Source organism: Bacillus sp. FSL W8-0770, from assembly GCF_038008705.1.
GTDB lineage: Bacteria > Bacillota > Bacilli > Bacillales > Bacillaceae_G > Bacillus_A > Bacillus_A cereus.
In genome coordinates, this window is sequence record NZ_JBBOZR010000002.1 from 323,414 (window position 1) to 336,041 (window position 12,628).

A 12,628-nucleotide genomic window follows, 5' to 3' on the forward strand; every position below is an offset into this window, starting at 1 on the left:
AATTAAAAAGGCGTTTTTAAGAGTAGTTAACAATTTAATATGTTAGTTTTCGGTTTTATTTAGAGAAAAAAACAAGTTAATTTAAAAATTTTTTAAAATCAAAGGAGATGTAAATATGTTCAAAAAAATAGTAGGCGGTGTATTAACTACAGGCATTTTATTCTCTGGATCAGTTGGAGTATTTGCAGCAGATAATAGCCAACAATTACCCACAAGTAAATTAGCTAAAAAAGAAGCATGTCCAAATAATACCGTTTGTTATCGAATAAAGGAATTTCAGTATTATAATTTACCTGTAAAATATAATAAAAATACAGGTAGTAACGAATATTACTATAAATTATCTGGTGAAACCGGACATTGGGAAGTTGATTCTCATAAAGGGAGATTAACTAATTTAAGTGCTGGAAAAATAAAAGTTAAAGTGTATGAAGGCGGTGTATTATTAAAAGAGTTTATGGTAATAGCTGATAGCTATAATTAATTTAAAAGGAATAATATAACTAGATGGAACGCTATCCATCTAGTTATATTATTAAAGTAAGGAATCGATAAACAGAAATTAATATATTTATTACTAACATGCAAAAAAAATATATACTTGAAACAAGCCCGTGAAATCTATCTTCTATGTTAGCATTGAACGGCTCAATGCTAACAAATTTTATTATTTTCGAGCATTCACTATTCCTTCTTCTAATCCTTTATCTGATTCTTTTACTAATTCTTTCTCTAATCCTTTTTCTACCTCTTTCTCCGTTTCTTCATTCTTCTTACTGTGCCCCTCTACAAATCCCACTAATATTTCTGTTATTATCGACATAGGTACACCTTTATCCAATAACATTTTAAGAAATTCAAATATAGAGAGACCTTGTGAGTTGATTGAATTATATTTGTTATTAATATATTGTTCTATATTTTTTTCAGAAAGTTGATTATCCCCAGTCTTATTTTCAGGAATATATTTTTGATTATTGTTCACCAAATGTGAAGCTGTAGTACTTGAACCTGTTTCCTTTAAAACTCTAGTATTTAAAGGATAAAGCCTGTTATTTATGCTTGAACTGATTTTCATCGCTCATTTTCCTCTTTCTTTTTGATAAATTTAATATAAATTTGTCAAAACTAGCTATTACAAACGTATACACATTTCATATTCTTTATCACATAGTGTTATATTTTATATTTATTTATTATAATATTTATTGCAGTTAAATTAAACTGTATCTACATATGCATTATTTCATTTTAAGATAGAATTTTATTTTGTTAACTTGATGAGCATAAGACGTTAACTCTACTACAAGAATTTGACGTTTGATACTGATTGTAGAAAATTCATTTATTACCTGCTAACATTTTATATTATTATAAATATAATTCATATTAAACCACTGACTAAAACTAGGTTTTATGAGGATGTTTTCAGTTTGATCACACTAAGTTTAGACTTCTTGAATTTAAAAGTATAAACTTAAAAAAACGCCCAATTCAAGACGTTTTTTTCCATGTTTATATTAATCTTCTAAACATGGCCATGTTCAAGTAAAGGTTTGAACATATTTTCCATATGGATCGGCCCTACATTATTAGCTAATGAAGGTGAAATTTCTTTATAAATTAAAGAAAGTTTATTATAGTATTTTAACTTAATATACAAAACAACATTAATACACCTATGACACTCAAAATTGTCACATGTATATTTTCTAAAACTTTTTTATCACCCTGTTTTAACTCCCTCCCCAGCTCCCTACATTGTAATTTTAATAATCTAGTCTCTGCACATACTTTTTTTTGCAGAAAAACTATAGTACAATAAATAATCAAAAGATCAATTTCCATATTATCCCTATTTATGTACCTTTCAGTTCATTTTCTGCTATTAGTTCCTGTGTTACATACTTCAAATACATAATTACTGGGAGAATTAGATAACTAACAGTTTTACCTTTATCAGTAATAAGATGCCTTTCTTCGACTAGAATGACTTTTATTATTAACAAAGTTCCCCTAGAGCAAATGTAACAATTTATGAGTATAAGAATATTTCCTGAACTTTAATGTAATGTAAAATTAGTAAAGAACGTATTTCATGAAAAAATGTTAACTAATAAAGAATTAGAAGTGATTATATGAATAAATTATTACTATCGTGTTTATTAGTTACATTCTGTCTAAATACCGCAGGATGTTCTAATGATATGACTATACTAAACAATAATTCTAAACCTTCAACACCTACGAAGGTTAAATGCATTAACAAAGCGTGGTACAAAAAATATATCCCATGTAATAGTTTAGTTTATGAGAAAGGTCATAAGGCGAAATTATTATATATTAATCACACTATAAACATGTTGTAATTAATTGTTCTAAATCTACCTAAAAAGACTATCAATAATGGTGGTCTTGTTTATATTGGTAAGATTGTACTATTATGATAAAATAGATTTAACTGTATGACGTAGGGTGGTTGGTTGCTATCCTTTCTCTTTTTTTATGTAGAGGGAAAGGAGGTGACTCCTATGATGGAATATTTACTTTCTTTGCTACAGGATTTGTTGAAAGTATTTTTGACAATTCTTGTTACCGGTTATGGAAACAAACTGGTGAATAATATTAGCAAAAAACGTAAAAGAACCTCCCTACGCCGTCGGAAGCAAAAGGGAAGTTCTAGAAAAAGAAACTAACTTTATTTAGTAACTACCCGCCTTACGGCAACAGTTACCAGAAGAGATGTATCGAGTATCTCTTCTTTTATTATATACCCAAGGTATTACTGTAATACTACTGTAGTAATAATTATAACAAATGAACATAAAAAATCAATGAGTAAACAATGGCTGTAATGGCCAAAAGAAAAGACACCCTGAGGTGCCTTCCTCCGACTTATGAATCAAATCTATATTTTGTTCACTTTATTCAGTATGGTGATGATGGCCTTTGTATAGCAATAGAACCAAATCACGCTAATACTTAACGTAAGTTTTGATTCCGTTGCTACACAGACCACTATATCCTCTCTAATGACTGTGGTTGCATTGTCAAATACAAAAATTTTAACATCCATTTATACTGTTTTAGAGATTTAATTTCCTCGTATTTTCTTATAAAATGTCGCTTTCTTCATGCCATCCTTGTCCATGAACTCAACAGCTTTGATCTTTCCAACCTTCCATTCCTCACTTGTTATCCTCTTTCATATACCAAGCATTAGAATTGAAACCTTTGAGACTAATGTTTCCTTAACCGCAAAGAAAACGCTAAACTTCATATATACTTTTTAGGATGTTCTGTCTGTAATACTAATTGGTTTTTTATGATAATTATTCATAAGTTGATAATTCACTACGCGCCTCGTCTATTGTATCCCTAGCAATTCTTAATGATTTTAAACATTTACCTAATTTCGCTAAATCTGTTTGGCTCGCAGCATCTCCATAGTTGTCTATAACAAATTGCAAGTTATCCATCGCCTTTAAAATAGATGAATGTAGACCCTTTAATTCTGTTGGGGGTTCTACATATCGTATACTAGAGATAAGATAAGACATTTTATAGAAAACATCGCCTACATCTGAAACCCATGATTTGTTTATAGTACCCTTAATTTCTGCATCAGCCTCTAAAATGCTAAATCGGTTCGCCACATCAGATAGGTCCTTTAAATAATCATCCATTACCCATGCATAATGCTGCTTGTCTAAATGTTTATAATCACTTGTTTCGGCTCCTTGCTTTACTTCTTTTTGATTTCCTATATTTTTTTCATCTGCGGTTAATTCCTCAACTGCTGCTGTAATGGCTTTTATACCTTTTTTGCTACCAACAAGAGCGTCGATAGTTAAAATACTACAGATAAAAATCATAAACATGGCAATCCGCTTTGCCCATTTCGGCATAAAAAAACTCCTTACTTGATATATTTCTCCTAAATTATAATACAGGATTAACACCCATTATAAACACTATGTCTCTTTATCTAATACCTTACCTTCTGTTTTCACAGAATCGGCATCTTGAAGTAAATCTATAGCATGTCAAAAACCCATTTTGAAAGATACATTATTAAATTAAAATATAACACTATATTATTTTTCTATCAAGAATATTTTTCCAAACTAAAAATCATTCATAGACTCCTCTTTTCACCATTAAACCTAATTTATACATAATAAAAAAAGAGGATCGCCCCATAGTAGAGCAGATCCTCTCTTTCACTTCACATACACATAGGCTTCGTTTGCTGTTACATAATATGTTTTACCTTTACTATTGTGCACTCTATATTGTGATAAATTATTTACAATTACCTTTGTATCAATAATAAATCCTAAACCCATATCTACAGTACCAGCAACATCTTTATCCTGCCAAGATGGAGAATCATAGAAACGTAAATTATTTACTTTTGAAATAACTTTTTTACCAATTACTGTAGCAGGTTCATTGCCTTGGCAACGAATATATGAGGAATCATAATAAATCCATTGGTTACCACCAAGAAGTAACCAGTTTCCTAATTTACCCCATACTTTATAAGCCTCACCTTTTTGTAGCTTACGAATAACACTATTTTCTGTTGATGGTCCAGAGCGGAGATTTACATTGTATCCTTCAATATATGCAATACCATTCGACTCTACTGTACCAGATATTTCATTTGTTTTTTGTGGTTTGGTATCCACTGTAATCGTGCTCCCGTTATAAACCTTTAACACGTCTGCTCGGTACTTAGCCTCAGATACACCATGACTACGAAGATAATCAAGTGGATCTTCATGGTCTGTCCCACCTAATTTATACGTAATATCCCTATGTGTCCATAATCCTTTAGAGGGATGAATATTTCGTTCTCGCAAGATTTCCCCAATTAATTCTATATATTTTTCATATGAACGTTTAAATTTCAATGGATCACTTGTCTCACACAATTCAACATGAACAAATCTAGCATTTGCTGCTGGACCTGCCCCCCATGCCTGATGTTTTGTAGATGCAATTTGAACCTTTTCATCCCAATCTACTGCGTAGTGAACAAACGCTGAACGCCATGTACGAGACTCATATTTTTGAATATTAATTGCTGGCGCCTCTGGGGTAGCTGTAGAATGTGCCACAACACCTTCATAAGCTCCAACACCATAACGGTATGGTTGTTTTGGTAAATCAGGAATAAATAGAATTCTATCAGCAAATACATTTGTTTCAATTGATACTACTAAAATCATTGCAACAACTATGGATAAAATATGCTTGTATTTCTTTTTCATTTTCTATCGGCATCCTTTTTTACAATCTTTGTATGGTCAAATAATCCACTAGCTGACAATCCAATAATCATTCCTTGAAATAAATTCACTTTAATATCTTGAGACAAAAATAAAACACCTAGCGTAATGCCAAGTGTTAAATTAAATAACGGAATATATTTTGTTTGCAGTCCCGTTGTTTTTACAATTTGAGAAATTCCTACAACAACTCCAATCATTGCCGTAATTTCAATCATTACATACCTCCTCCTTTCAAAAAGAAGGTAAGAGCAGCTCCAATTAGTCCACCAATAATAAGGCGTAGGATCCAAGTTGTATTAGCACTGATTTTGTCTAATTGCTTATTAATATTAATAATGTCCTTTTCATTACCTGTCGTCCGCATTTCTAAACTTCTAATCTCTAATCGTATATCCTTAATATCTTGCCTTATTTCCTGAATATCACCTTTCACCTCTTGTAAACTATCCATTTTGCCACCTCTTTCCCACTTCTTATTTAATTCAACATAAAAAAGCCTACATTACATACGCTTTGCTTTACATCTCATTATTTTTTGTTTATCAGCTGTATACATATACTTCAATAAAATTTCCTGCATTCAATAAAATATTTACAAAGTTATTAACTTTCATAAATTATATATCATTACCTGGTGTCATATCTTTATTTGGAGCCGGATTTTGAATGAATTGCATAACTAACTTCTCTAGGGCTGGTATGGTTTAATTTAATTAATAATTTGGTTCTGTAATTGATTGTTTCCTGAATTTGTATTCTGTGTTTGGATTGGAGTTTGATTTGTTATTTTGTTATTTCTCCTTGTAAACAACCGAAAATAAACCAGCCTATGTTTTCTCTTTCTTCTCAGTTGTTATTTTTGTTAATTCTTCAGTTGTTAATTGCACTTTAGAAATCGTCTTTTTATACCTTCTACTCTATAATTTTATTCTTTTTTGTTAATACAATGTCTTTATTAACTTGATCAATCGTTTATTTACTGCTTATACTTCAGGAATAAAAAGCTACTTACATGTACCATTCCATGGCGTTAATAAGACAAGCTCACCATTGCTGATTTTTATTTAAATCATATCACCTTTGGCAAACCAATATATAAATTACTAATCTAAAATCTTGAATGATCATTTCTTTGGTGACTCTAATTCTTTAATCTTATCTCACATCAAAATGTTCTTCTTTTACCCATGTATTATTTCCAATATCAATATAACCATTGTGTCGTCCAAAAACTCTATATGGAATAGATCCATCTACAAAACCTGTATAATTCCCGTTAGGACCATCATATGTGTTAATACCACCGCCTGGTGGATATTTTGAATAAGCACTGAACCATTGTACTTCGAAATGTTCCAGAGCAGCCCATGCCTCGTTTCCTAGACAAATCATAGGATTTTCATACCACGCTGCATCTATAATAAGATACGGTGTTTTATCATAAATTACCCTCGTAAAATATCCTCCTTGCGGTTGGCTATATAGATTAATCCCTCCATTATTCGGATATTTATTTACAGCAATCCCCAGACCTACTGGCTGTATTGGTTTATTATTATTGTTGTTAAATGCTTTATTTACCTTCTCAATGAATTGATCCAATCTTCCCTCGTCAAGCATACGGTGTGGACAATGTTTCCCACTCCAAGATTTATGTGTACGTACATTACTAATTGGAATGTTGAATTGTTTCATTAACTGAGCTATAACAATTGCTGCATTATCTTCCGCCTTATAATATCTATCCCCACCACTTAAAGAATAGCAAATTTCCACTCCGATGGATTTACGATTACCATTTCCGTTACCATCACCAGCATGCCAAGCATTACGATCAAACGGAATACCTTGTACTGCTTCTTTGTCATCTACTGCAACATGGAACGAAACTGCATTATTATTTCCAATCATATAAGAAATTTCATTTTCAGCTGATGCATCATTGTACGTATTATGTACTGTGATGAATTCTGGCTTCATTGCATTAGGACATTTTATAGCATATTTACTTGAATCCACTAATTTTTTTCTAATCTCCATTACTGAACATCTCCTTTTTATTCTCTCGTTTTTATTACTTAAAATTCTCACTGCATTATTTAGTACATCTAGTAACCTAATCTCCATACGGCCAGCATTTTCTCTAATAAATTCCTTGTCTTCACCTGCTAAAAAAGAAAAAGAGCAACTGTTTATCAGTTGCTCTTCCTTTAATTCCTCTCTACACTCCTACATAATCGTTTTAAACGAATTCATAGAAAAGTATCACACTGCTTCTTCCATTTAATTTGATATTTATAGATTTCAAAATACTATCTCACATTAAAATGTTCTTCTTTTACCCATGCATTATTTCCAATACCCAGGTAACCATCTTTTCGTCCTAAAAGTCTATACGGAACAGACCCATCTACAAAACCTGTATAATTTCCGTTAGGACCATCATACGTATTAATACCGCCACCTGGTGGATATTTTGAATAAGCACTGAACCATTGCACATCGAAATGTTCCAGAGCAGCCCATGCCTCGTTTCCGAGACAAATCATAGGATTTTCAAACCATGCTGCATCTATGATAAGGTACGGTGTTTTATCATAAATTACTCTCGTAAAATGTCCACCTTGTGGTTGGCTATATAGATTAACACCCCCATTATTTGGATATTTATTTACAGCAATTCCAAGACCTACTGGTTGTATCGGTTTATCAGTATTGTTGCCACTGTCACCTTTCCCCAAATAATCTAGTGGATTCACAGCATTACTCTTACTAGCATCCCAGCGCCCTTTATGCAATTCAAAATGTAAGTGTTGGCCACTAGACTCCCCTGTGTTCCCCATAACCCCAATAGTTTGTCCTTGTGTAACATAATCGCCTACTTTTACTGTTCGAGAACCACTACGCATATGAGCGTATACAGTTTCCCATGTAACTCCATCAATAGTATGCACAATCATAATACATTCACCATAACTAGATGAAAGATAAGAACGGCTAACCTGCCCGCTAGCTGCTGCATAAATCGGATGATAGCCCGCTTCAGCAAGGTCTACCCCATGATGATCTGGTCTACTTCCTCTAAAACCACTTGTTACTCTTGTTGTATCTGTAGGATAAATAAATTTTGCCATATTAGTCTTCCTTTCTATTTTTACACAATATAAAAAAGGTGCTTGAATGAGCACCTTCGTTCACTGTCTATATTTATTATTTTTTGGATGTATTTTAGCTTTTCAAATCTTAAGATTAACCGAACGAAAAGCTCCCCGTTATTATCTAACATCAAAATGTTCTTCTTTTACCCATGCATTATTTCCAATCGCCAAATAACCATCTTTTCGTCCTAAAAGTCTATATGGAACAGACCCATCTACAAAACCTGTATAATTTCCGTTAGGACCATCATACGTGTTAATACCGCCACCTGGTGGATATTTTGAATAAGCACTGAACCATTGCACATCGAAATGTTCCAGAGCAGCCCATGCCTCGTTTCCGAGACAAATCATAGGATTTTCAAACCATGCTGCATCTATAATAAGGTACGGTGTTTTATCATAAATTACTCTCGTAAAATGTCCACCTTGTGGTTGGCTATATAGATTAATACCACCGTTATTCGGATATTTATTTACAGCAATCCCCAAGCCCACCGGTTGTATTGGTTTATTGTTATTACCAGCTTCATCAAAATCTACATATTGTTTAACAATTTCAGAGTAGAAGAAATTCCCTCCATTTTTATATCGATAGCCACCATTATATGCAACAGCAATAGGTTGACTATATTTCACCATAACACCAGTCGTATTTCCAAGTGATGGAGCAACAACTGTTTTAGAATACAGATCTGCCACCGGTAATGAATGCTGTTTATTGTTAGAAGCTAACCAGCGAAGGTAAGCTCGTCCAAAATTATACGATTGAACAATGGCACTTAAATCTGTAATACCATTTTTCTTTGCATCATCAAAAGCTCCTTTTAGATGCTTTACTCCATAATAAATTGAATCTTTAGGATTTTTAATTGTATTCATCGCCCAACCTTGTGATTCACTAGACTGCATAATATCAGGTGTTGTCTCAGAGTTTCCTCCACTCTCCACCATAATAATTCCAAGCACGTAAGGAACTAACTCAGGTACACCTTGTGCAGAACATTCGCTTTCTACCATTGATTGCCAACGTAACACTTGCTGTGGCAAATTTTTTGTTTTAACTGAAGCAGCTAATATACTCATTACTAAATCTCTCCTTATTTTCCTATTATTTTTTTCTATAAAACTCTTAATCTACTAAGTACATCTAACACTTAAATGAAAAAATTTTTTAAAATTACTTCATGTTGCCCACCTTCTTTCACAACAAAAAGAGCAACCATAAAAATAGTTGCCCTTTCGTCGAAATCTTATATTACTACTATAAATCACTTTTTCAATACTTTCTGTACACTGCATGTATCCTACAAAAAGGTAACATTAAAACCCATCTACAAACTTGACAATCTTTCTTATTTCAGCATGTTTTCGGCGAATATAGCCTGTACTATAATGTAATTCAAACGCTATTTGTTCTAAAGTCATTCCATCAACATACTTCATTTTGAGAATTTGATGATCTAATCCTGTAAACTTATTAATTAAAATCTTTAAATCAAATACTTCATTGATCTTATGTCCTAATTCATATTCAATCGCTTCAATCCGATCTTCTACTTTAGCCCCTTCGGATTCAGCAGTTAATCGTACATTTTGTAAGTCCCCACTAGTCCAGCGCTTTAATTCTGCTTTTGATTTGTCTAAGTTATATTCTAAATATACAATTTCTTCTTCTAGTTTCTGATAATCTTTGAGCCAGTCAAACATATAATAATCCCCCTACTTTTCTTTATTTAAATCCTGCTTTTATTTTGATCACCAAAGATAAACTAACCTTTATTATCAATTTAATAAAATTTATAAATATTAATTATGATTTATATTTTTTTAATAAAGTTTTTAATCTCTCACGCTCTTCTTCAATAGTTAACTCATTATTTTTTATAGGCTGATCTTCTGGAACATCTTCTTTTTCATGTAACCATTCTGGTACCATTTCACTTCGATTAGTATTCCCTGATCCAAATTGTTTTTTATTCTTACCAAGATCAAACTGTGCATCTAGCATAGCTACATCCTTGAGTGTTTTTACCTTTTTGGTTTCCCATTTTTTAAGAATCCCACGTACATATCTCCACTTTGGTACATTTTCATCAATTGATCTATTTACTGCTTCCCCAATTAGTTCACTACCTAATGATTCACAAAATACACCAAGCTCCCTAATCGCTATTTCACTTAATGAAATTCTATTCTTCATTAAAAATTGATGACTTATTTTAAAATCATCATTTATTAACCTTTGTGAGATTAATTTTTGTTTATTATCATGACGATGATTTATATTTTGTATATCAGTATTTAGTTCTTTCGTACTTTGTATATTAGTATTTAGTAGCTTGTGATTTTCCACCGGTAGGTTACCAGCAACAGGTTTTCCAGCAGGTGGATTTTCCACTGGTGGATAATCATCCACTGGGATTTCGTAAATAATTGTCTCCCACCTAACAATTTTGTTTTTTTCATCTCTAACAGGAAATCTTCTAATATATCCGTACTCTTTTAATTCCTGCATTCCAGCTCTTAAGCTATTAATACCGTCTTTTGCATGTTGCGATAACTCTTCTCTATAAAACACCCAATCATCTGGAAGTGTGAGTATGTAAGCTAATATTCCTTTTGCCTTCCAAGAAAGCCTCTTATCCTTTAGACCGGTATTATTAATAACGGAATAATTATTATCTTTTTTTACTCGAAAAATCCCCATATTATCTACCTCTCATATTTTCAAACCTTTTTTACTTACTTATTGCAACCTTTAACTTCCTCATGAAAAAATCTACTTTCCAGACTTATTAAACCAAAGCGAGACCAAAAAGAACTTAAAGTTCGATTTATTACTAAAAAAAATATCATCTACACTCTTATCAAAAAACTGTGCAACCTTCCTAGCTGTCTCCATTGATGGCGTTCTTTCTTTTTGATCAATCATTCGAATATAGCGTTCAGTTACTCCGCAATAGCTAGCCATTTCTTTATATAAGTTTTTTTTCGGATCGTACATTTTATTTCCCATTATCACACCTCCATAAGAACAATTAGTTCTAAATACAGATTAAAGAACTAATTGTTCTTTGTCAATGCATAAAAGAACTTTTTGTGCTAAAATGAATTCGAAGAGAACAATTAGTTCAATTAGAGAGGTGAACGATGTGATAGGACTTAGAATAAAATCCTTACGAAAAAAAGAGAATTTAACTCAAAAACAACTGGCAGAAAAAATCGGCGTATCCCAAAGAATGATAGGTTACTACGAATCAGAAGAGAGGTTCCCTCCACATGATGTTTTAACTAAATTAGCTGATTGCTTTTCAGTTTCAGCTGACTATTTACTTGGTCGATCTGTTACAGGCGAACCAAACGAACAAGTAGCGCCAAAAGATGAGAAAGATATAGCAAAAAGAATGGAAGAAATAAAGAAAGATCTACAAGGGGAAGATGGTTTAATGTTCTCTGGTGAACCTATGAGTCAAGAAGCGGTAGAGTCATTATTAGATGCGATGGAGTACATTGTAAAACAAACAAAAGTAATCAATAAAAAATACGTGCCTAAGAAATATCGTAATCCAGACGATAACTGATGCAAGCTTAGGAGGGAAAACATTGAAATTCGTCATTAGAGATCTAGTCCAACAACTTTGCACCAAATACAACACGAAAAACCCCTATGAGCTTGCAGATTACTTAAAAATACATGTACTAACATGGGATTTACATGAAGAAATAAATGGTTTTTATAAATATGAAAAAAGAAATCGTTTTATTGTTATTAATACTAATTTATCTCCATCTATGCAGAGAACTGTTTGTGCCCATGAATTAGGACACGCGGTTCTACATACTCATGCAAATACACCTTTTCTGCGTAAGAATACATTCTTTTCCGTTGATAAATTAGAGATAGAAGCAAATACGTTTGCTGCGCTTTTGTTAATTGACCAAAAGACCATTCAGCGTGGTGATACAAAAGCATGTATAGCATACAAAAATAATATTCCTATTGAGCTTTTGGAATTTTACAAGCCTTGCGAAAGGAATTAAGAGGTTTTAATTGTTGGTTCAAACGCTGACGAGAAAAAGAGAGTGCTCCATCTTTAAAGCAAAAGAAATGAAATAGTATCTATTGTTTAAAAAATCTATACAGTTAAAGCATATAAAAAAAATGCA

At 32.2% G+C, this 12,628-nt stretch carries 15 protein-coding genes; 4 read left to right on the plus strand and 11 right to left on the minus strand.

Translation table 11 applies throughout. The features are described 5' to 3' along the window. Positions 1–115: 115 nt before the first annotated feature. Complete coding sequence (locus NST27_RS28225; protein WP_047387925.1) at positions 116–484, plus strand: hypothetical protein; 369 nt, start codon at positions 116–118, stop codon at positions 482–484. A gap of 183 nt (positions 485–667) precedes the next feature. On the opposite strand, the gene NST27_RS28230 is transcribed toward NST27_RS28225, so the two are convergent. After that, positions 668–1,078 (minus strand): hypothetical protein, encoded by a 411-nt coding sequence (locus NST27_RS28230; protein WP_047387927.1) that lies wholly within the window; start codon positions 1,076–1,078, stop codon positions 668–670. A 1,453-nt stretch (positions 1,079–2,531) separates the two neighbouring features. Between NST27_RS28230 and NST27_RS28235 the strand changes: the two genes are divergently transcribed. After that, complete coding sequence (locus tag NST27_RS28235) at positions 2,532–2,696, plus strand: hypothetical protein (RefSeq protein WP_164876757.1); 165 nt, start codon at positions 2,532–2,534, stop codon at positions 2,694–2,696. Positions 2,697–3,332: 636 nt separating this feature from the next. Here the strand turns inward: NST27_RS28235 and NST27_RS28240 are convergent. From NST27_RS28240 to NST27_RS28285, 10 genes are all read right to left on the minus strand, one after another. After that, positions 3,333–3,908: a hypothetical protein gene (locus NST27_RS28240; RefSeq protein WP_061661829.1), complete on the minus strand. Its 576-nt coding sequence runs from the start codon at positions 3,906–3,908 to the stop codon at positions 3,333–3,335. 315 nt (positions 3,909–4,223) lie between these two features. After that, a complete protein-coding gene (locus NST27_RS28245; protein WP_061661828.1) occupies positions 4,224–5,279 on the minus strand; it encodes an N-acetylmuramoyl-L-alanine amidase in 1,056 nt (351 codons plus the stop codon). Beyond that, positions 5,276–5,515 carry a hypothetical protein gene (locus NST27_RS28250; protein WP_025686992.1) on the minus strand — a complete coding sequence of 80 codons (240 nt, stop codon included), beginning with the start codon at positions 5,513–5,515 and terminating at the stop codon, positions 5,276–5,278. The genes NST27_RS28245 and NST27_RS28250 overlap by 4 nt, the downstream gene beginning before the upstream one ends. Then, the gene (locus NST27_RS28255; protein WP_000377824.1) at positions 5,515–5,751 is read right to left on the minus strand and encodes a hemolysin XhlA family protein; all 237 of its coding nucleotides are present in this window, start codon (positions 5,749–5,751) and stop codon (positions 5,515–5,517) included. The genes NST27_RS28250 and NST27_RS28255 overlap by 1 nt, the downstream gene beginning before the upstream one ends. A gap of 704 nt (positions 5,752–6,455) precedes the next feature. Further along, positions 6,456–7,340 (minus strand): peptidoglycan recognition protein family protein, encoded by an 885-nt coding sequence (locus NST27_RS28260; RefSeq protein WP_025686993.1) that lies wholly within the window; start codon positions 7,338–7,340, stop codon positions 6,456–6,458. A 272-nt stretch (positions 7,341–7,612) separates the two neighbouring features. Further along, positions 7,613–8,434 (minus strand): M23 family metallopeptidase, encoded by an 822-nt coding sequence (locus NST27_RS28265; RefSeq protein WP_001051379.1) that lies wholly within the window; start codon positions 8,432–8,434, stop codon positions 7,613–7,615. A gap of 141 nt (positions 8,435–8,575) precedes the next feature. Then, complete coding sequence (locus tag NST27_RS28270) at positions 8,576–9,544, minus strand: lysozyme family protein (protein ID WP_000025077.1); 969 nt, start codon at positions 9,542–9,544, stop codon at positions 8,576–8,578. A gap of 237 nt (positions 9,545–9,781) precedes the next feature. Continuing rightward, positions 9,782–10,168, minus strand: a complete 387-nt coding sequence (locus tag NST27_RS28275; RefSeq protein WP_061661937.1) for a DUF1492 domain-containing protein — start codon at positions 10,166–10,168, stop codon at positions 9,782–9,784. Positions 10,169–10,271: 103 nt separating this feature from the next. Then, positions 10,272–11,168 carry a DnaD domain protein gene (locus NST27_RS28280; protein WP_070184233.1) on the minus strand — a complete coding sequence of 299 codons (897 nt, stop codon included), beginning with the start codon at positions 11,166–11,168 and terminating at the stop codon, positions 10,272–10,274. Between the two features lie 72 nt (positions 11,169–11,240). Then, entirely contained in the window at positions 11,241–11,477 is a 237-nt protein-coding gene (locus NST27_RS28285) for a helix-turn-helix transcriptional regulator (RefSeq protein ID WP_061661879.1), read from the minus strand. A 136-nt stretch (positions 11,478–11,613) separates the two neighbouring features. Between NST27_RS28285 and NST27_RS28290 the strand changes: the two genes are divergently transcribed. Continuing rightward, entirely contained in the window at positions 11,614–12,042 is a 429-nt protein-coding gene (locus NST27_RS28290) for a helix-turn-helix domain-containing protein (RefSeq protein WP_061661878.1), read from the plus strand. A gap of 22 nt (positions 12,043–12,064) precedes the next feature. Then, entirely contained in the window at positions 12,065–12,502 is a 438-nt protein-coding gene (locus NST27_RS28295) for an ImmA/IrrE family metallo-endopeptidase (protein ID WP_061661877.1), read from the plus strand. Positions 12,503–12,628: the final 126 nt, after the last annotated feature.